Below are 19,134 nucleotides of genomic sequence, written 5' to 3'. Positions count from 1 at the left end.
TTTATAATTCGGATCAGTTAGTTGAGTAACACGTTACTAGTAAATGAAAACGGAGAACCAAATGGACTTTAGCATAAAAGCATTCGATACCAAGAGCACCCTCGGCACGGCCAAAAGCGGATGCATCGCGGTTGCGGTATTCGAAAACAAAAAACTGTCGCCAGCGGCAAAATCGCTGGACAGCAAGGGTGCGATTTCGGCTGCGCTGAAGTCCGGCGACATCAGCGGCAAGCCTGGCAGCACCTTGCTGCTGCGCGCAGTCGATGGCGTCGCCGCCGAACGTGTTCTGCTGGTAGGCATGGGCAGCGATGACACTGTCAGCGAAAAAAGCTTCACGACCGGCGTACAAGCCGCACTGAAGGCCTTCGGCTCGCTGGGCGCTGCGGACGCCATTATCGCATTACCGCTGGCGGAAGTGAAAGAGCGCGACGTAAATTGGGCAATCCGTTGCGTGGTGCAAGCCGCCCACGACAGCGAATACCGCTGCGACTCGCAAAAAAGCAAAAAAGATCCGGCGCCGGCAGGCGTGCGCAAGATCGTCCTGGCCGCGCCAGCAACGGCGGCCACGCGCGGCGCGCTGGCGCAAGCCATCGCCATCGCCAATGGCTCCGACCTGACGCGCAACCTGGGCGACCTGCCGGCGAACATCGCCAATCCGACCTACCTGGCCAGCACGGCCAAGCAGCTGGCCAAGGATTACAAGTTCGAAGTCGAAGTACTGGACCGCAAACAGCTCGAAGCGCTGAAAATGGGCAGCTTCCTGTCCGTCACCAACGGCAGCGAACAGCCGCCGAAATTCATCGTCCTGAAGCACATGGGCGGCAAGGCCAAGGATGCGCCAGTGGTCCTGGTCGGCAAGGGCATCACCTTCGACACGGGCGGCATTTCGATCAAGGCCGGCCCTGGCATGGATGAAATGAAGTACGACATGTGCGGCGCCGCCTCGGTACTGGGCACCTTCCGCGCCATCGGCGAAATGAACCTGAAGCTGAACGTCATCGGCATCATCGCCGCGTGCGAAAACATGCCATCGGGCCGCGCCACCAAGCCGGGCGACATCGTCACCTCCATGAACGGCCTGACCATCGAAGTGCTGAATACGGACGCCGAAGGCCGCCTGGTGCTGTGCGACGCGCTGACCTACGCCGAACGCTTCAAGCCGGCAGCCGTGGTCGACATCGCCACGCTGACGGGCGCCTGCGTCGTCGCCCTGGGCCACCACAACAGCGGCCTGTTTACACGCAGCGATGCGGCGCATGACCAGCTGGCCAATGAATTGCTGGCAGCGGGCAAGCAGTCGAGCGACACGGCATGGCGCATGCCGATCGAAGAGGCGTACAACGAACAGCTGAAGTCGAACTTCGCCGACCTGGCCAACATCGGCACGCCAGGCGGCGGTTCGGTGACGGCAGCGGCATTCCTGGAAAACTTCACCAAGAAGTACACCTGGGCGCATCTGGACATCGCCGGCACGGCATGGAAATCGGGCGGATCGAAGGGCGCGACCGGCCGTCCAGTGCCACTGCTGACGACCTTCCTGATCAACCGCGTCTAAGAGAACGCCAGACCAAACCTGCTGCGCGGGGCTATTGGCGGCCGGCGATGCTCGCTGTACATAAAGTACAGCTGCGCTTCTCGGCCACCACTAGCTCCCGCTCGCTACGGTTTTGTCAGGCGTCGTTACGCAAGAAGACAGCCGCCACGGTCACTGACCCTGGCGGTTTTTTCATGCGTGGGATATTAATCAGTAGACGACGGGATTGGGCAAAGGCGACGGTGCCACCTTCGGCTGCACCACCGTTTCCGGCACGGCGGGTGCGGGCGCTGGCGCGGAAATCGGCGCGGGCGGCGGCGCCAGACGCGCGGGGTCCTGCATGACGATGGTCAGTATCGATGGGTAGTCGAAGCCGGCGCCCGTGTTGCGGTCGACGAAATAGCCGACGCCCAGGGTCAGGATGACATTGCCCCAGACGCTGCCATTGAGCTTGGGGTCGATGTGGTCGTCCGTCGCGACGGCGGGCGAACCGTGCTTGCGGCAATCGACCTTCAACGGCTCCTGGCTCTTGCGGATGGTGATGCGTCCGGGCGTGGTGACGAACCACTTGCCCACGTCGTTGCTGAGGATGCAGCCGGCGCCCGTCAGCTCGCGGTTGTCCTGGATGGTTTGCACCAGCACCATCTGCTCCGTATTGCCCGTCAGGGTGGCGCAGCCGCCCAGGCCGAGCAGCAGCAGCGTCCTGACGGCAAGGGGAGCAGACAGCGGCAGGCGCATGGGAAGCTCGCTTAACGGACGGGGATAGGCTGGTCGCCGGGCACGGCGACGGCGGTGACGCTGTTTTTCGGGCTGCCCTCGATCAGGCGGTCGGAATACACGAGGTAGACGAGCGCATTGCGCTTGCTGTCGACCATGCGCACGACGCGCACGTGCTTGAAGAAGATCGAGGCACGCTCGGTAAACACTTCTTCCTGGCGCGGCAGCTTGCCCTTGAATTGCAGCGGCCCGACCTGGCGGCAAGCCACGGCCGCATCGGCCTTGTCCTCGGCCAGGCCGACGGCGCCCTTGATGCCGCCCGTCTTGGCGCGCGACAGATAGCAGCTGACGCCAGCGACGCGGGGATCGTCATACGCTTCGACGACGATCTTATGGTCAGGGCCGATCAGCTTGAACACCGTGTCGACCGAACCGATGGTTTCGGCATGCGCCGCGGCGCAGGCAAAGGCCAGCACCAAGGCGGCAGGCAGCAATTTACGCATGAAAGAATCCCGGGCACGCACGCAGGCGGCCATCAGTTGATGGGAGCGAAACGCTGGACCATGACGCCTTCGACTTCGATCAGTTGAAAGAACACGTCCTTCGGCCGGGTCCAGATGGAACCATCCGCGGCGCGATACACGATCATTGGCGTCAGATCCGCTTCCAGCGTGGCTTCGCACACCAGCTCATAAATGCCGCCCTTGTAGTGCCGATAACGCATCGCCGTCCCCTCAAGCCGTTGAATCTTCGCTCTTGTCGTCGGCCAGTGCCTTCTGCTTCATCTTCAGGCCCTGGATCACTTTCAGTATGCCTTCCATACCGGCCGCGCCATCGGCGCCGCTGAAGGCATCGAGCACCTCATTGAGCACCTTGTTGCGCACGGTCGCTTCATCGGAGGACATTTCCAGCGCGCGCTGGGCTTTCGCCGCCTTTTCGGCCGCGCTCACACGCGGCTTGGTCGCCGTCTTGCCATGCGTCAGAGCTGCCTGCCAGATAACCCAGCGGCGCTGGGTCTCGAAAATCAGGTACTCATCCGGTTTGTCTTCTCTTCGCCGCACAATGTGGCCGTCACGCTGCGCCCACGCTTCAAATGCAGTTCGCATTTTCTTCCTTTGCAAATGCTACGCGCAAGTCTCACTATTAAAACTGCAACATTTCAAAATAGTACCATCTATTGATGTCGCAAAACAGTCTCATAGATATAGTACTGCAATTTATATAACAAGTTTGGCGGCGCCAAGGGCGGAATTAACGTTCCGTCCCCGGCACAGTGGTCATGTAATCGGAATAGCAATTACAACGAATTACAACTGCTTCCTGTTCGGTTCTTAACTTGGCTGTAACAAAGCCGTATGACACAGTTGTTACATTGTGCCATTTTAGTAGTTTTTATCGCGTTTTAGCCAGAAACTTTACACCTTTGTCGCGTCAAGCGGCGAGACGCAGCCTGCCACGCCAGCCACTTATGCCAAATCAAGCAGAGTGGTTGATCAATGATACACAAAAACATAATATTCATGCGTCACGATTGGTTAAATGAAAATACTTTATTGCTACCGCTTTTGCGCTGTCAGGCGATACAGCCCGTGCCCGGCAGGCGGGGCAGGACGCCATCGGCACGCATGCGGTAAGATTCGCGCCTATCGCCACCCAATCGTCACCTACTCAAGCAAGGATTTTTCCCATGAAACTCGCCACCTGGAACGTCAACTCGCTCAAAGTGCGCCTGCCGCAAGTGCTGCAGTGGCTGACCGACAACCCGGTCGACATACTGTGCCTGCAAGAGACCAAGCTCACGGATGACAAGTTCCCTGTCGCCGACATCGAGGCGGCCGGCTACCAGGTGGTCTTCAGCGGCCAGAAGACCTACAACGGCGTGGCCATCCTGTCGAAGCTGCCGATCACCGACGTGGTGAAGAACAACCCGCGCTATGACGATGCGCAGCAGCGCATCCTGGCCGCCACCATCGCCGGCGTGCGCGTCGTCTGCGCCTATGTGCCGAACGGCCAGAGCGTCGACTCGGACAAATACGAATACAAGCTGGGCTGGCTGTCCGCCCTGCACGACTGGCTGGCCGAAGAAGCGCAGCAGCACCCGCAACTGGCCGTCGTCGGCGACTACAATATCGCCCCCGACGACCGCGACGTGCACGACCCCGTCGCCTGGGCAGGCCAGGTGCTGGTCTCGGACAAGGAACGCGCCGCCCTGCAACGCCTGTTCGACATCGGCCTGACGGATGCCTTCCGCCTGTTCGAGCAGGCGGAAAAATCGTTCAGCTGGTGGGATTACCGCCAGCTGGGCTTCCGCCTGAACAAGGGTCTGCGCATCGATCACATCCTCCTCTCGCCCGCCCTGGCAGGCCGCTGCACGGCCTGCGTGATCGACCGCGTGCCGCGCAAGTGGGAACAGCCGTCCGATCATGCGCCCGTCGTGGCGACGATTGATTAACTAGACGGCTATCCGCTCCAGCAGCGACTGCGCATTCGCTGCTGGCACGGGCGCGGAAAACAGATAGCCCTGCGCATAGCGGCAGCCGTGCGCCTGCAGCAGGGCGAACTGTTCCTCCGTTTCCACGCCCTCGGCCACGGCCGACAATTGCAGGCTGTCGGCCAGCGCGATGATGGCCGCCACGATGGCGCGGTCTTCCGCGCTGTGCTCGAGGTCCTTGATGAAGGCGCGGTCGATCTTGACCTTCTTCACGGGGAAGCGCTTCAGGTAGGCCAGGCTGGAATAGCCGGTGCCGAAATCGTCGATCGACAGGCGCAAGCCCATGCCATTGATCTGGCGCAAAATCTCCAGGGTATGCTCGCCGTGCTGCATCAGCGCCGTCTCGGTGATCTCGAATTCCAGCAGCGCCGGATCGATGCCCGTTTCCCGCACGACGGCGCCGATGGCCGCCACCAGGCCCTTGTGCATGAACTGCCGCGGCGACAGATTCACCGCCAGGGGCACCGGCTGCAAGCCCTGGCGCTGCCAGGCCATGCTTTGCTCGCACGCCTGGCGCATGACCCACTCGCCCACCGGCACGATCAGGCCGTTCTCCTCCATGATGGGAATGAAGCGGTCCGGCAGCACCAGGCCGTGGCCCGGACGGCGCCAGCGCAGCAGCACTTCCATGCCGTGCAGGCGGCGCGTGGCGATATCGATGACGGGCTGGTAAAACAGCTCGAACTGCTGCAGCGCCAGCGCCGTGCGCAAGCTGCTTTCCAGGTCGAAGTGCAGGGCCGCCGCCTGATTCATCGTCTGCGTGAAGAACTGGTAGTTGTTGCGGCCGTTGCCCTTGGCGTGGTACATGGCGGCATCGGCATGGCGCATCAGGGCGTCGACATCGCCGCCATCGTCCGGATACAGGCAGATGCCGATCGACGGCGTCACGTGCAGCACGTGCCCATCGAGCGGAAAGGCGGGCGTCAGCGCCTCGATGATCTTCTCGGCCACGCGCGCCGCTTCATCGGCGCCACGGATGCCCGGCACCAGCACGACGAATTCATCGCCGCCCAGGCGCGCCACCGTGTCGCTGGCGCGCACGGCGCCGCACAGCCGGGCGGCCACTTCCTTGAGCAGCAGGTCGCCCGTCATGTGGCCCAGCGAATCGTTGATGGTCTTGAAACGATCGAGGTCGATGAACATCACGGCCAGCTTGCGTTCCGAGCGCTGCGAAGCCAGCATGGCCCGCTCCAGCCGGTCCGACAGCAGCGCGCGGTTCGGCAAGCCCGTCAGGTTGTCGTGGTAGGCCATGTGGTGCACCCGCGCCTCGGCCTGGCGCCGCTCGACGATCTCGCCCTGCAGCAGCAGGTTGGCGCCGGCCAGTTCGGCCGTGCGTTCCTGCACCCGCAATTCCAGCTCGTCGCGCGCGCGGCGCACCGCCTCGGCCGCCTCGCGGCGCGCCGTCACGTCGTCGACCAGCCACACGGAACGGCCATGCGCATGCGCCAGGTCGAACGGCCGGCCGGACAGGCGCGCCCAGAAGCGGCTGCCATCCTTGCGCACCAGCTGGTACTCCGACATGTGCACCCTGCCCGCCTCGAAATCGCGCGCCGTCTCGCCGCGCGCCGCCTTCCACGCGGCCACGTCGGGGTACAGGGATTGCACCGACAGGCCGTTGATCTCGCCGGGTCCATAGCCGAACAGCTCTTCCATCTTGCTGTTGGCGCGCAAATTGTGGCCGCCCTCCACCACCGAGATGCCCAGCACGGCGCTGTCGAGGATGGCCTGGTTTTCCAGCAGCGCGTTGCGCAGGGATTCTTCGGCGCGCTTCGCTTCCGTGCGGTCCTCGATGATCCAGATGGTGCCGGCGGCGGGATCGTCCGGATTGACGACATAGGCGATCAGCTGCGCCCACAAGGTGCTGCCGTCGCGGCGCATCATCTCCACTTCCGTCTGGAAGGGCTTGGCCACCGACAGGAAGGGAAAGGCCGCCGCGCCCAGCAGGTCGTAGGACTGCTGCGACACGTACAGCGCGCGCCCGGGCAGGCCCAGCGCCTCATCGCCGCTGTAGCCGAACATCGCCGCAAAGCCCAGGTTGTAGCGCGTGATCTGGCGGTTCTTGGTGTACAGGATGCTCACCGAGGCATTCGTCATGATGGCCGCCACCTCCATCTGTGCCTGGCGGCTGGCCGTGATGTCTTCGAGGATCCAGATGGCGCCCTGCTCGCTGTGCGTCTGGTCGACGGCCTTGGCGCGGATGCGGCACCAGAACAGGCTGCCGTCGCGGCGGCGGAACAGCGACTCGTCCTGCTCGTACGGCAAGCCCTGCCCCAGCAGCGGCGTCGCCTGCACGCCAAACGCCTCGTAGGCGGCGGGCGAGGGAAACAGTTCGGCGGCGGGCAGCCCCTTCATCTCCTCCTGCGCGTAGCCGAACATTTCGGCGAAGCGGGGATTGCAGCGCAGGATCAGGCGCGAACGCGAAAACAGGATGCCGACGGAGGCATTGTCGAGGATGGCCTGCTGCTCCAGCATCAGCTGGCGCGTGGCCTCCTCGGCCGCCTTCTGCGCGCTGCGGTCGTCGAACAGCCAGATCGTGTCGCGCAGCGCGCGGTCGGTCTGGCTCTCGGGATTCAGCACATAGCCATACGCCAGCGCCCAGAACGTCGAGCCGTCGCGGCGGCGCATCTCCATCTCGCCCTGGAACGGCAAGCCGCGCCGCAGCAGGGGCGCGGCCTGCCGCACCACGTTCTCGTAGGCCGCGCGCGACGGATACAGGTCGGCGACGGCCAGGCCCACGCCGCTGTCGCCATCGAAGCCGAAGCATTCCGCGAAGCGCCGGTTGTAGCGCAGCACGCCCTTGTCGCGCTGAAAACCGATGGCCAGCGGCGCGTTGTCCATTACGGCCTGCATTTCCAGCATGGCGCGGCGCAGCTGGTCTTCATCGCGCCGATGGTCGCTGATATCCTCGATGATCCACACCGTGCCGTCATGCGTATTGAGGGGATCGACGGCGCGCCCGTGCAGGCGGCTCCAGAACAAGGTGCCGTCCTGGCGCCGCAATTCCAGCTCCGTGCGGTATGGCTTGCCCTTCGAGAGCAGCGGCGCCGCTTCCAGCCCCAGCGCGCGGCAATGCTCGGCGGAGCGGTACAGCACCGCGCCCGGCATGCCCGTCAGCTGGTGGCGCGCATAGCCGAGCATCTCGGCGGCGCGGATATTGCACTCCTCGATGAAGCCCCCCTTGGAAAACACGATGCCGACGGCGGCGCTTTCCAGGATCGCCTGCTGTTCCAGCAAGGTCTTGCGCAAGGCTTGCTGGTCGCGCTGCTGCACGCGGATGTCGGCAAACACGAGGGTCGCGCCCGGCAAGCCATCGTCCACCAGCAGGGGCCTGGACCAGACCTGCACGGCGATGGCGCCCGCCTCCCCTTGCAGGCTGCTGTCCCAGTGCCGCTCGCGCCCGGCCGCGCCGAGCGCGCCGCGCAGCATGCTCGTGCTCGACGCGCGGTAGGCGTCCGTAAAACAGTCGGCCAGCAGGCGGCCCGTCACATCCCTGCCCAGCAAGGCGTTCAAGGCGCCATTCGCCGCCACCACCATGCCGCAGGCATCGCAGGCGCACGCGGGCAAGGCGATCAGCTGCAAGGCATCGGCGATGAAATCGGGACTGGTCGGTACGCGCTTCATGGACACCATGGATGGTTAAAGACAAAGTGAACATGTGCCTGGGGAAACACATTCTTCCAAGCATCATGGTGCTGCTAGATCATAAACCAGTTTCCCGCCGTTTTTTCATATTCCTTATTGGCAATATCTGAAACGCCACAGCGCATGTGCAACACGCCCGTTGCAACGGCGTTGCATGGCAAAAAATTGAAACAAATCGTTTAGAATAAAGCATGCGCCGCCCTCCCCAACCTCCGCTCGACCACCGCGACAAACCCGTCATCTGGACCGTTTCCGTCTCGCGGCTGTTCGACCTGTTCCGCGACATCACGCTCGAATACGACGACCTGGCGACGATCGAACCGATCAACCTGGGCTTCGACGACGCCGTGCGCCACATCCGCGAACGCATGGCCACGGAGCGCTGCGACGCCGTCATCGCGGCCGGTTCCAACGGCGCCTACCTGAAAGGCCGGCTGTCGGTGCCCGTCATCATCGCCAAGGCCAGCGGCTACGACGTGATGCAGGCGCTGGCGCGCGCGCGGCGCATTTCGCCGCACATCGGCGTCGTCACCTACCAGGACCCGATGCCGGAACTGGCCGAATTTGCCGCCACTTTCGGCTTCCGGATCGCGCAGCGCACCTACGCCACCGAGGAAGACGCGCGCGCGCAGATCAATGAACTGAAGGCCGAGGGCGTCAAGGCCGTCGTTGGCGCGGGCCTCGTCACCGACCTGGCCGAGGAAGCGGGACTGGCCGCCGTCTTCGTGTATTCGGCCACGGCCATCCGGCGCGCCTTCGACGATGCGCTGGAACTGGCGCGCCTGACCCAGATCGAATCAAACCGGGGGCGGCGCGCGGTGGTGGCCGACACCCTGCGCGCGCGCCATGGCCTGCACGATTTGCGCGGCGAATCGGAGGCGATGGAAGCGCTGCGCCAGTCGGTGGTGCTGTACGCCCGCTCGCCGGCGACGGTGCTGATCCAGGGCGAGACGGGCAGCGGCAAGGAACTGGTGGCGCAGGCGATCCACCGCGAAAGCCCGCGCAACCTGGGCGCGAACCGGCCCTTCATCGCCATCAATTGCGGTGCCATCGCCGAATCTTTGCTGGAATCGGAACTGTTCGGCCACGAGGACGGGGCCTTCACGGGCGCGCGCCGGGGCGGCCATGCGGGCCTGTTCGAGGCGGCCAACCACGGCACCCTGTTCCTCGACGAAATCGGCGAAATGCCGCTGGCCCTGCAAACGCGGCTGCTGCGCGTGCTGGAAGAGCGTGAAGTGGTGCGCGTGGGCGGCACGCGGCCCATCGCCATCAATGTGCGCATCATCAGCGCCACGCATTGCGACCTGGAGCAACGCATCCGCGAAGGACGCTTCCGCGCCGACCTGTTCTACCGCCTGGCCGTGCTGCGACTGCATTTGCCCGCCTTGCGCGAACGCGCCGGCGACATTCCCGGCCTGGCCGAATGGTCGCTGAAAAACGCGCTGGCCGCGCTGGGCGCCCGTCCGCACCCCAACCTGCACGCGGAAATCCAGGCTTGCGCGCCGCTGCTGCGCCGCTACGGCTGGCCCGGCAACGTGCGCGAACTGCGCAACCTGGCCGAGCGCCTGGCCCTGTTCCTGGCCGCCGAACCGCTGCAGGCGCTCACTCCCGCCTTCGTGCTCGGCGTGGCGCCGGAACTGGGCAACGCAGGCGGCACGGCGGCACCGGCGCCGGCGACCGCCGCGCCGCGCCTGGAGGACGAAAGCGCCAGCACCGTGCTGGCGCGCTTCGGCGGGCGCCGCGACGCCGCCGCCCATTACCTCGGCATCAGCCGCACCACCTTGTGGCGCCGCCTGCGCGCCGGCTGATTTTTTCACCCAGACGAACAACATCATGAAAGACTGGCCTCACCTGCACGATTTATGGCAGCGCTGCACGGGACACGCCGGCGCGACAGGCAAGCAGGGGCTGGCCCGCGACCAGCGGGACATCCAGGCCCTGTACGCGCGCGGCATTTCCATGGAAGACGCGCTGCACTTCCTGTATCAGCAACGCCCGACGCTGGAAGCCTTCCAGGCGTGGCTGGCTGGCCGCACGCGCGTCCGTCCGGCGCACGCCGCCAGTCCCCACCAGGACGTGCTGTCCGCCGCCGAGCTGCGCCATTTCGACGAGCACGGCTATCTGGTGCTGCGCGGTGCCGTGCCGCGCGCGCAGTGTCTCGCCGCACAAACGGCCATCTGGGACTACCTGGGCGCCTCCCCCGACGAGCCGGCATCGTGGTACCGGCCGCACCCGGGAAAACGGGGCCTGATGCTGCAGTTTTCCGACCATCCGGCCCTCGAGGAAAACCGCCACGGCGCGCACATACGCCACGCCTACCAACAATTGTACGGCGTCGGCACCGGTATCTACGCCAGCATCGACAAGGTGAGCTTCAATCCGCCGGAAACGCCGCAGCACCGCTTCCTTGGCAGCGCCCTGCACTGGGACGTCAGCCTGCAACAACCGATTCCGTTCAAACTGCAAGGCATGCTGTACCTGAGCGACTGTCCGGCGCAGCACGGCGCCTTTCACTGCGTGCCCGGCTTCCAGCGGCACGTGGCCGACTGGCTGCGGCAAGTGCCGCCCGGGCGCCAGCCGCGCGAATGGGCCGTCGAAGACCTGCGGCCCGTGCCCGTCGAAGGCATGGCTGGCGATTTCATCATCTGGCACCAGGCCCTGCCCCATTGCGCCACGCCCAACCGCGGCCCGGCGCCGCGCATGGTGCAATACCTGACCTACCATCCCGAACACTGCCAGGGCCAGGATGCGTGGATCTGAGCCACGCATCCCGCCCTGCCGCCGCTCATCCCGCGGCGCTGGCGGCCGAACGCCCGCGCCGCTAGGAGGAGTACCCCATGAAACGCACACTGCAAACATTGATCTTGCTCAGTACCGTGCTGCTGGCCAGCGCCAGCCTGGCCGCCGCGCCCACGGTATTCACGGTCGACGTCACGGGCCAGGGCCGCCCGCTGATCCTGATTCCCGGCCTGGCCTCGTCGGGCGACGTCTGGCAAGGCACGGTGGCGCGCCTGTGCGGGCCGCACACCGCGCGTCAATGCCACGTGCTGACCCTGGCCGGCTTTGCCGGCGTGGCGCCCATCGAAGGCGACTTGCTGGCGCAGGCGGAGCAGCAGCTGGCCGCCTACATCGTGGCGGAAAAACTGGGCCAGCCATCCTCGGGCATAGCCTTGGCGGCTTCCTGGCCCTGAAAATGGCCATCGACCACCCGGCCCGGACGGGCAAGCTGCTGATCGTCGACTCGCTGCCGGCACTGGGCGCGGCGCAAATGCCAGACGCCACGCCGCAGCAGCTGCAAGCCATGGCAGCGCAGATGCAAGCAGCCATGCGCACACAGGATGACGTCACCTACGCCGCCAGCCAGCGCCGCGCGGTCACCAGCATGGCCAGCGCGCCGGCCGACGTGGAACGCATCATCGGCTGGGGCGCGCTCGCCCTGTTCAACAGCGTGTATGGCGGTTCCTCGCAGCTGCGCATCTCGTGACGATTGCCTGCTGGGGATCGCTGGACGGGCTGCTGCTGTCGCACCTGTGGCACGGCGTCCTGCGCCGGCGCGGCTGGGCGGCGAACGGTTTGCGCTGGAAACGCATCGTGCCGGCGCTGGCCCTGCTGGCCCTCATCCAGACGGCCAGCGTGACGGCCGCCTTCCACGTCATGTATCCGCCCGATGTCTTGCGCGGCCTGGCCTGGCTGCCCGGCGCGCTGCTGTTCTGGTTCGGGGTCTTCCTGACCTGGACGGTGTTTTACTTCACCGCGCTGTCGCAAGGTCTTCATCAAGGATGGGGAACGCTGCTGGTTTGTCGCGTTTGACGATATCCGCCTGCTGGAATCGGAAGGCACACACACGCGTGCATTTCGGCGCGCAGCAGCCGCTGATGCTGCGCACCAACCGGCGCCAGATCGTCAACCTGGCGCAGGTGGCGCAGGTGGCGCCGAACGCCGCCGACGGCCTCGACCTGCGCCTGCTGGACGGCAGCGTGATCGAGGTGCCGCGCCGCCGCGCGCAGCAGTTCAAGGCCGCCTGCGGCCTGTAGTCGGACTACTTGAGCGCGGGGATCGGCTGCGCCTGGAACGCGGGGCGCGGCTGCTCCTTGAGCTTTTTCGCCAGCATGTCGAGCGCCACCTCCAACTGGCGGTCGGCGCCATTGAAGGTGGCGTGCGGCGGATTTTCCACCTCAACGTCCGGCACCACACCCACGCCTTCGATCAGCCACTGGCCGTCGATGCCGAACTGGCCGTTTTCCGCCACGCGCGCCATGCCATTGTCGGCCAGGCGCGTATTGTCGCTCAGCCAGACGCCGGCGCCGGCCGTGCGCTTGCCCACCAGCGGCGCCAGTTTCAATGCCTTGATGCCGGCGGCGAAGGTCTCGCCGTCGGAATACGTGAGTTCATCGACCAGCACCACCAGATGGCCGCGGAAGGTGTTCTGCATGTTCGACGACGGCTGCACGCCCGGCGGCGCCCAGTAGGCCCAGGCCTTGCGCAGCAGTTTTTCGATGATCCAGCTGTCGATATTGCCGCCGTTATTGCGCCGCACGTCGATGATCAGGCCTTCGCGGTTGATGTTGGCGTAAAAATCACGCGCGAACGAGGCGATGTCATTGGCGCCCATGGCGCGCAGGTGCAGGTAGCCGATGCGTCCCTGCGAGACGGTGGCCACCTGCTCGGCGCGGCTCAATTCCCAGTCGCCATAGCGCAGCGCCGTCTGTTTAGCCATGTTGACGGGCGTGACGATGACGGCGCGCGGCGCGCCCTTGCCATTACCCCGCTTGACCTGCAACAAGACCTGCTTGTCGGCCTGGTTCAGCAGCAGGTCGCTGATGTCGCGCACGCCCAGGACGTCCTTGCCGTTGACGGCCGTGATCACGTCGCCTTCGCGCACGTCGACTTCGGGCCGCGACAGCGGTGCGCGCGCTGAGGGCAGTTCCGCCTCGCTGCGGTAGACATGCTCGACCCGGTAGCCCTCGTTTGTCCGCGCCAGCACGGCGCCCAAGCCCGACGGCGCGCCTTCCTGCTCCGTGCGGCGCAATTCGCCGGGACGTATCTGCGAATGCAGGGCGCCCACTTCGGCCACCATCATGCCCAGCACGTCATTGAGCTCGGCGCGGTCCGTGACGCGCTCGACCAGCGGCGCGTATTTGTCGCGCGCCGCCTTCCAGTCCACGCCGCGCATCTTCGCGTCGTACAGGAAGTCGCGGTGCAAGCGCCACGCGTCGTTGAACATCTGCTTCCATTCCAGGCGCGGGTTCGACACAAACGTCCAGTCGTCGACTTTTACCTTCGCCTTCGACAGGTCGGACGGCAGCTTGGCGCCCGCCTCGATCACCAGCATCTCGCCCGGGCCCGTAGCTACCGCCGTACGGTAATACAAATGCTTTTTATCCTGCGCCAGATCGAATTCGCGCACATTGGCCACCAGCAGTTCCGGCTTGGAGCCGGTATTGCCAATCGCCAAAGTCTTCAGGCTGGACTTGTTCTCGCCGCTTTCCCGTTCGAGGAAATACAGGCGCTTGTCATCCATGGCCAGCGCGCTGTAATTGCCCGCGGCCAGCGGTACCTCATACAGGCGCCCGGCCAGTCCCTTGAAGACGACGTCCGGCAGGGTGGCCGACGCTTTTTTCACGGCCGTCTTGCCGCCCGCCTTTTCCAATGCCTTTTCCGCCGCCGATTCGGCCGCCTTTTCATCATCCGTCTCGGCCGGTTTTACACCCGGACGGCTCAGCTCATCGTCGGGCTGGAAGGGGAAACGGTTGCCCGGCTGCAGCGCCAGCGCATACACGCCGATGCGCTTGTCGAACACGGGGCCCATGTTGCGGTCGCCCCACGGTGAACCGTTGGCCAGCTGGAAATTGCGCGCCGACATGAAATACAGCCAGCGCCCGTCCGGCGAAAACACGGGCGAAGCGGAGGTATAGCGGTCGCTGGTGACGAACTGCAACTGCTTCGATGCGAGGTTATACAGGCCGATCTGATCGCGCTGCTCGTTGCTGGCCACGCGCACGATGGCCAGGTGACGGCTGTCGGGCGACCATTGCACTTCGTCGTGCTTGTCCACGCCCGCCTTGCCCGCGTCATCGATCAACTGGTTGCCCCTGGCGGCCAGGTCCAGCAGCCAGAAACGGCCCTTCTTGTCCGTGTGCGCCAGCCAGCGCCCGTCCGGCGACGGGTACAGCTTCCAGCGGTGATTGTCTCCCTGCGTCGTCAGCTGCTCGCCCTTGCCCGAGCCATCGGCGGCGTACTTCCAGATTTCGTTCTCGCCGCTCGTGTCGACGATGGCGAACACGGATTTCTCGTCGCTGGAAAAGACGGCATCGCGCGCCCTTGCCCCTTCGGGAATGGCGATGTCGACGCGGCGCTGACTGCCCGTGCCGGCGATGCTGACGCGCCCGCGAGCGGTGAGGATGATGCGCTCATCCTTGCCGGACAGCTGGACATTGCTCAAGGTATCGAGCGGCGAGCGGATCTGGCGCGCGCGCTGCTGGTCGAAATCGGACACGAGGCTGATCGGCAATGGCGATGAGTCCATCCCTGCGGCCAGGTCCAGTACCCGCAGGTCTGCGCCCAATTGATACACAATCTTGCCGTCGCCCAGCTGCGCGTTGCGCACGTCCCACTGCGTGTGGCCGGTCAAGGCGCGGCGGTCGGAGCCGTCGGGCAGCATGCTCCACAGATTGTCGCTGCCGCCCGCGTCGCTGATGTAATAGACACGGCCCTGCCACCACATGGGGCGCTTGTTGTTGCCCGCCAACACGGCAGGCTCCGTATGCATGGGCACAGCCTCGCCCTTGCCGTCGAGCTCATAGCGCCACAGCGTGGCATGCGCGCCGCCCCGGTAGTTGCGTACATTGTCGTTCGTCATGGCCAGGCCGAAACGCGTGAAGAACAGCGTCTTGCCGGCATCGTCGAGCACGGCGTCGTTGGCGTCGGCCACGGGAAACACGCGCCGCGTCTGTTTCACGGGATCGATGGCGGCGACGATGCGGCGCGAGGCGGGACCGTCCGTATTTTGCGTGCTGACCAGCACTTCGCCCTGCACCGTCCAGCCCAGCACCAACACGCCGCCATTATCAAAGGAAATACGGCGCGGCAAGCCGCCGGCCAGCGGCATCACATACGCTTCCTGCGCCCCTTCATAGGCGGCGGAAAACGCCAGCCACTGGCCGTCGCGCGAAATCGCCGCGTTCGTTTCATAGCCGGGATGCGTGGTCAAACGCTGCGCCGCGCCGCCGCGTAGATTGCTTTTCCACAAGTCGCCTTCGGCCGTGAAGACGACGGTATCGCCGCGCACGGCGGGAAAACGGAAATAACTGCCGGCGGACGCGGCAGCGGCGGCGTTGCCCAGCAAGCCGGCGGAAAACAACAGGAAGGCAAGAGTACGGGAAATTTTCATGTGAGCATCCAGATAGCAGTCAGGTGGCATGGACATCATGTCGATACCGGACAGCAATTCTGGCATAACTACGGCCAAAGAAAACCTTCTTAAAACCTTCTTTATTGCCCATAAAAACGTAAAAAAACCCGCATCACTTGCGTGCGCGGGTTTTTTGTTGACAGCAGGAAGTTTATTCCACTTCCACCGTTTCCGGTGCCGCCGTCGGCGCCGCGTCTGGCGGTTCCGGGAATTCCAGCAAGACCTGCTCCTTGTCGTCGAGGTCGACGGTGACCCGTCCGCCCGTGACCAGGCGGCCGAACAGCAGTTCGTCGGCCAGCGCCTTGCGGATCATGTCCTGGATCAAACGCGCCATCGGCCGCGCGCCCATCAGCGGATCGAAGCCCTTCTTGCCGAGGAAAGCACGCAGCTTCTCGGTAAACACGGCTTCGACCTTTTTCTCGTGCAACTGCTCTTCCAGCTGCATGAGGAACTTGTCGACCACGCGCAGGATGATTTCCTGGTCCAGCGCGCGGAAGCTGATGGTCGCGTCGATGCGGTTGCGGAATTCCGGCGTGAACATACGCTTGATGTCGGCCATCTCGTCGCCGGCCTGCTTCGAATTGGTGAAGCCGATCGACGTCTTTTGCAGGCTTTCCGCACCCGCATTGGTCGTCATGATGATGATCACGTTGCGGAAATCGGCTTTGCGGCCATTGTTGTCCGTCAAGGTGCCATGGTCCATGACTTGCAGCAGGATATTGAAAATGTCCGGATGGGCTTTTTCAATTTCATCGAGCAGCAAGACCGCATGCGGCTTCTTGGTGATCGCTTCCGTCAGCAAGCCGCCCTGGTCGAAACCGACGTAGCCCGGCGGCGCGCCGATCAGGCGGCTGACGGCGTGGCGCTCCATGTATTCGGACATGTCGAAACGGATCAGCTCGATACCGAGGATGAAGGCCAATTGCTTGGCCACCTCGGTCTTGCCGACGCCGGTCGGACCGGAGAACAGGAAGGAGCCGATCGGCTTGTCCGTCTTGCCCAGGCCGGCACGGGCCATCTTGATGGCCGAGGCCAGCGCGTCGATGGCTGGATCTTGCCCGAACACGACATTGCGCAAGTCGCGGTCGATCGTCTGCAGCTTGCTGCGGTCGTCCTGGTTGACCGTTTGCGGCGGAATGCGCGCGATCTTGGCGATGATGTCCTCGATCTCGGCCTTGCCGATGGTTTTCTTTTGCTTCGACTTCGGCAGGATGCGCTGCGCCGCGCCCGCTTCATCGATGACGTCGATCGCCTTGTCCGGCAGATGGCGGTCGTTGATGAAGCGCGCCGCCAGTTCGGCCGCCGTCGACAGGGCCGAGGCCGAGTATTTGACGCCATGGTGCTCTTCGAAGCGCGATTTGAGGCCGCGCAGGATTTGCACGGTTTGCTCGACGGTCGGCTCGTTGACGTCCACTTTCTGGAAGCGGCGGGAGAGCGCATGGTCTTTCTCGAACACGCCGCGGAATTCCGTGTACGTGGTCGCGCCGATGCACTTCAATTGACCGTTGGCCAGCGCCGGTTTCAGCAGGTTGGATGCGTCCAGCGTGCCGCCCGACGCCGAGCCCGCACCGATGATGGTGTGGATCTCGTCGATGAACAGGATGCCGTTCGGATTATCCTTCAACTGCTTGAGCACGGCTTTCAGGCGCTGCTCGAAGTCGCCGCGGTACTTGGTACCGGCCAGCAAGGCGCCCATGTCCAGCGAATACACGACGGCATTCTGCAGGATTTCCGGCACATCGCTTTGCGTGATGCGGTAAGCCAGGCCTTCAGCGATGGCCGTCTTGCCCACGCCCGCCTCGCCCACCAGCAGCGGATTGTTCTTGCGGCGGCGGCACAGGATCTGGATCACGCGGTCGACTTCTTCCTCGCGGCCGATCAGCGGGTCGATCTTGCCTTCGGCGGCGGCCTTGTTCAGGTTTTGCGTGAACTGGTCGAGCGGACTTTCCTTCGGCTGGCCGTCGACGGGCGCTTCTTCCACGCCTTCGGAGGCTTTCGCGCTTTCCGTCGACTGGTCCTTGCGCACGCCGTGCGAAATGAAATTGACCACGTCCAGGCGCGTCACGCCCTGCTGGTGCAGGTAGTAGACCGCATGCGAATCCTTTTCGCCGAAGATGGCCACCAGCACATTGGCGCCCGTGACTTCCTTCTTGCCGTTCGAGGCGGACTGGACGTGCATGATGGCGCGCTGGATCACGCGCTGGAAACCAAGCGTCGGCTGGGTGTCGACTTCGCCCGTGCCAGGCACGGTCGGCGTGTTATCGCCGATGAAATTGGTGAGGGTCTTGCGCAGGTCCTCTATATTGACCGCGCAGGCACGCAATACCTCGGCAGCGGAGGGATTGTCCAGCAGTGCCAGCAGTAAATGCTCAACCGTGATGAATTCGTGCCGTGCCTGCCGAGCTTCGACAAACGCCATGTGCAAACTTACTTCTAATTCCTGCGCAATCATACTTCCTCCATCACGCACTGCAGGGGGTGCCCCGCCTTGCGCGCATGCGTTAAAACGAACTCCACTTTGGTACACGCTATATCTTTAGAGAACACGCCGCACACTCCTTTGCCGTAGCGATGAACACTGAGCATGATTTGCGTCGCCGTTTCACGGTCCTTGTTGAAATACTCCTGAATGATGGCCACCACAAATTCCATCGGGGTGTAGTCGTCATTGAGCAAGGCCACCTGGTAGAGCGGTGGCGGCTTCAGCACTTGCCGCTCCAGCAGGGTTTCTGTGTCGTGCTTGGTTGCCATACGCTTATTCTAATGCTTTCACAGTGGTTGTCATGCGCAATATCTACGCCTTTCCAATTGTTTTCAATCTTACGCGTTTTCTTAATATTGCGCAGATGGCGACCTTGCTGTCAAAATCAAGAGTTGCTTTTTTGGTTCTCGTGAAGAATTTGGCAATATCGATGGAAAAGCGCTTGACTTCATTATTTATTCCGCCAACAATGCTGTATCGACTGTTGCAGTAATGTACAGCTTGATAAGAAGTGAGACGTCGAGGAGGGGGCAAGAAGCTTCTTGCTTTTATGGCTCGTGTGATTTGTTTTAATTTTGAAAGTTCTTTTTATGGCAACAGGTACAGTTAAGTGGTTCAATGATTCCAAAGGTTTTGGCTTCATCACTCCAGATGATGGCGGCGAAGATTTGTTTGCTCATTTCTCCGCGATCAACATGAACGGTTTCAAGACCCTCAAAGAAGGTCAAAAAGTTCAATTCGAAGTCACGCAAGGCCCTAAAGGCAAGCAAGCTTCCAACATCCAGGCAGCCTAAGCATCGCCGGCCCTCAGATGTGAAAAACCCCGTTTCCTTGAAGCGGGGTTTTTTTTCGTCCGC

At 63.6% G+C, this 19,134-nt stretch carries 17 protein-coding genes; 9 read left to right on the top strand and 8 right to left on the bottom strand.

Features of this window, described 5'->3' with window-relative positions; genetic code table 11:
• Positions 1–61: 61 nt before the first annotated feature.
• Positions 62–1,555, top strand: a complete 1,494-nt coding sequence (locus AC07VH_RS16970; RefSeq protein WP_475415200.1) for a leucyl aminopeptidase — start codon at positions 62–64, stop codon at positions 1,553–1,555.
• 189 nt (positions 1,556–1,744) lie between these two features.
• On the opposite strand, the gene AC07VH_RS16965 is transcribed toward AC07VH_RS16970, so the two are convergent.
• The 4 genes from AC07VH_RS16965 to AC07VH_RS16950 are packed head-to-tail and all read right to left on the bottom strand — an operon-like array spanning position 1,745 to position 3,357.
• Positions 1,745–2,272: a hypothetical protein gene (locus tag AC07VH_RS16965; protein ID WP_494788742.1), complete on the bottom strand. Its 528-nt coding sequence runs from the start codon at positions 2,270–2,272 to the stop codon at positions 1,745–1,747.
• 11 nt (positions 2,273–2,283) lie between these two features.
• Positions 2,284–2,754 carry a CreA family protein gene (locus AC07VH_RS16960; RefSeq protein ID WP_230538379.1) on the bottom strand — a complete coding sequence of 157 codons (471 nt, stop codon included), beginning with the start codon at positions 2,752–2,754 and terminating at the stop codon, positions 2,284–2,286.
• Between the two features lie 32 nt (positions 2,755–2,786).
• On the bottom strand, positions 2,787–2,975 hold the full coding sequence (locus tag AC07VH_RS16955; protein WP_034782199.1) for a DUF1653 domain-containing protein: 189 nt from the start codon (positions 2,973–2,975) through the stop codon (positions 2,787–2,789).
• A gap of 10 nt (positions 2,976–2,985) precedes the next feature.
• Positions 2,986–3,357 (bottom strand): phiTE_015 family protein, encoded by a 372-nt coding sequence (locus tag AC07VH_RS16950; protein WP_092798511.1) that lies wholly within the window; start codon positions 3,355–3,357, stop codon positions 2,986–2,988.
• A 581-nt stretch (positions 3,358–3,938) separates the two neighbouring features.
• Between AC07VH_RS16950 and xth the strand changes: the two genes are divergently transcribed.
• Positions 3,939–4,703 carry an exodeoxyribonuclease III gene (gene xth / locus AC07VH_RS16945; RefSeq protein ID WP_475415197.1) on the top strand — a complete coding sequence of 255 codons (765 nt, stop codon included), beginning with the start codon at positions 3,939–3,941 and terminating at the stop codon, positions 4,701–4,703.
• Here xth and AC07VH_RS16940 read toward each other — a convergent pair whose 3' ends face one another.
• Complete coding sequence (locus tag AC07VH_RS16940) at positions 4,704–8,363, bottom strand: sensor domain-containing protein (protein WP_475415196.1); 3,660 nt, start codon at positions 8,361–8,363, stop codon at positions 4,704–4,706.
• A 212-nt stretch (positions 8,364–8,575) separates the two neighbouring features.
• Here AC07VH_RS16940 and prpR point away from each other — a divergent pair, with 212 nt between their 5' ends.
• From prpR to AC07VH_RS16910, 6 genes are all read left to right on the top strand, one after another.
• Complete coding sequence (prpR, locus tag AC07VH_RS16935; protein ID WP_494788741.1) at positions 8,576–10,192, top strand: propionate catabolism operon regulatory protein PrpR; 1,617 nt, start codon at positions 8,576–8,578, stop codon at positions 10,190–10,192.
• Between the two features lie 25 nt (positions 10,193–10,217).
• On the top strand, positions 10,218–11,144 hold the full coding sequence (locus AC07VH_RS16930; RefSeq protein WP_494788740.1) for a phytanoyl-CoA dioxygenase family protein: 927 nt from the start codon (positions 10,218–10,220) through the stop codon (positions 11,142–11,144).
• Between the two features lie 77 nt (positions 11,145–11,221).
• Positions 11,222–11,575, top strand: coding sequence for a hypothetical protein (locus tag AC07VH_RS16925; RefSeq protein WP_494788739.1), 354 nt, complete (start codon positions 11,222–11,224; stop codon positions 11,573–11,575).
• 2 nt (positions 11,576–11,577) lie between these two features.
• Positions 11,578–11,868, top strand: a complete 291-nt coding sequence (locus AC07VH_RS16920; RefSeq protein WP_494788738.1) for a hypothetical protein — start codon at positions 11,578–11,580, stop codon at positions 11,866–11,868.
• Complete coding sequence (locus tag AC07VH_RS16915) at positions 11,865–12,194, top strand: hypothetical protein (protein ID WP_489628422.1); 330 nt, start codon at positions 11,865–11,867, stop codon at positions 12,192–12,194. Before AC07VH_RS16920 ends, AC07VH_RS16915 begins: the two co-directional genes overlap by 4 nt.
• A gap of 65 nt (positions 12,195–12,259) precedes the next feature.
• Positions 12,260–12,418 (top strand): LytTR family transcriptional regulator DNA-binding domain-containing protein, encoded by a 159-nt coding sequence (locus tag AC07VH_RS16910; RefSeq protein WP_489628423.1) that lies wholly within the window; start codon positions 12,260–12,262, stop codon positions 12,416–12,418.
• A 5-nt stretch (positions 12,419–12,423) separates the two neighbouring features.
• On the opposite strand, the gene AC07VH_RS16905 is transcribed toward AC07VH_RS16910, so the two are convergent.
• From AC07VH_RS16905 to clpS, 3 genes are all read right to left on the bottom strand, one after another.
• Positions 12,424–15,774, bottom strand: a complete 3,351-nt coding sequence (locus tag AC07VH_RS16905; protein WP_494788737.1) for a S41 family peptidase — start codon at positions 15,772–15,774, stop codon at positions 12,424–12,426.
• Between the two features lie 172 nt (positions 15,775–15,946).
• Positions 15,947–18,247, bottom strand: coding sequence for an ATP-dependent Clp protease ATP-binding subunit ClpA (clpA, locus tag AC07VH_RS16900; protein ID WP_475415190.1), 2,301 nt, complete (start codon positions 18,245–18,247; stop codon positions 15,947–15,949).
• The gene (gene clpS / locus AC07VH_RS16895; RefSeq protein ID WP_034751577.1) at positions 18,244–18,546 is read right to left on the bottom strand and encodes an ATP-dependent Clp protease adapter ClpS; all 303 of its coding nucleotides are present in this window, start codon (positions 18,544–18,546) and stop codon (positions 18,244–18,246) included. The genes clpA and clpS overlap by 4 nt, the downstream gene beginning before the upstream one ends.
• 321 nt (positions 18,547–18,867) lie before the next feature.
• Between clpS and cspE the strand changes: the two genes are divergently transcribed.
• Positions 18,868–19,071, top strand: coding sequence for a transcription antiterminator/RNA stability regulator CspE (gene cspE, locus AC07VH_RS16890; RefSeq protein WP_010395943.1), 204 nt, complete (start codon positions 18,868–18,870; stop codon positions 19,069–19,071).
• The last annotated feature ends 63 nt before the right edge of the window (positions 19,072–19,134 follow it).

The sequence above is a fragment of the Janthinobacterium sp. GW821-FHT03C10 genome (assembly GCF_059420865.1).
The sequence above is the reverse complement of the archived record's forward strand: the minus strand, read 5'-3'. Positions and strand labels throughout refer to the sequence as shown.

Excerpts from the sequence above, each read along its gene's own strand:
- AC07VH_RS16950 (WP_092798511.1), bottom strand. The coding sequence starts at position 3,357 with ATGCGAACTGCATTTGAAGCGTGGGCGCAGCGTGACGGCCACATTGTG.
- AC07VH_RS16925 (WP_494788739.1), top strand. The coding sequence starts at position 11,222 with ATGAAACGCACACTGCAAACATTGATCTTGCTCAGTACCGTGCTGCTG.
- AC07VH_RS16905 (WP_494788737.1), bottom strand. The coding sequence starts at position 15,774 with ATGAAAATTTCCCGTACTCTTGCCTTCCTGTTGTTTTCCGCCGGCTTG.
- AC07VH_RS16930 (WP_494788740.1), top strand. The coding sequence starts at position 10,218 with ATGAAAGACTGGCCTCACCTGCACGATTTATGGCAGCGCTGCACGGGA.
- clpS (WP_034751577.1), bottom strand. The coding sequence starts at position 18,546 with ATGGCAACCAAGCACGACACAGAAACCCTGCTGGAGCGGCAAGTGCTG.
- clpA (WP_475415190.1), bottom strand. The coding sequence starts at position 18,247 with ATGATTGCGCAGGAATTAGAAGTAAGTTTGCACATGGCGTTTGTCGAA.
- AC07VH_RS16960 (WP_230538379.1), bottom strand. The coding sequence starts at position 2,754 with ATGCGTAAATTGCTGCCTGCCGCCTTGGTGCTGGCCTTTGCCTGCGCC.
- cspE (WP_010395943.1), top strand. The coding sequence starts at position 18,868 with ATGGCAACAGGTACAGTTAAGTGGTTCAATGATTCCAAAGGTTTTGGC.
- xth (WP_475415197.1), top strand. The coding sequence starts at position 3,939 with ATGAAACTCGCCACCTGGAACGTCAACTCGCTCAAAGTGCGCCTGCCG.
- AC07VH_RS16940 (WP_475415196.1), bottom strand. The coding sequence starts at position 8,363 with ATGAAGCGCGTACCGACCAGTCCCGATTTCATCGCCGATGCCTTGCAG.
- AC07VH_RS16955 (WP_034782199.1), bottom strand. The coding sequence starts at position 2,975 with ATGCGTTATCGGCACTACAAGGGCGGCATTTATGAGCTGGTGTGCGAA.
- AC07VH_RS16920 (WP_494788738.1), top strand. The coding sequence starts at position 11,578 with ATGGCCATCGACCACCCGGCCCGGACGGGCAAGCTGCTGATCGTCGAC.
- AC07VH_RS16910 (WP_489628423.1), top strand. The coding sequence starts at position 12,260 with ATGCTGCGCACCAACCGGCGCCAGATCGTCAACCTGGCGCAGGTGGCG.
- AC07VH_RS16965 (WP_494788742.1), bottom strand. The coding sequence starts at position 2,272 with ATGCGCCTGCCGCTGTCTGCTCCCCTTGCCGTCAGGACGCTGCTGCTG.
- AC07VH_RS16970 (WP_475415200.1), top strand. The coding sequence starts at position 62 with ATGGACTTTAGCATAAAAGCATTCGATACCAAGAGCACCCTCGGCACG.
- prpR (WP_494788741.1), top strand. The coding sequence starts at position 8,576 with ATGCGCCGCCCTCCCCAACCTCCGCTCGACCACCGCGACAAACCCGTC.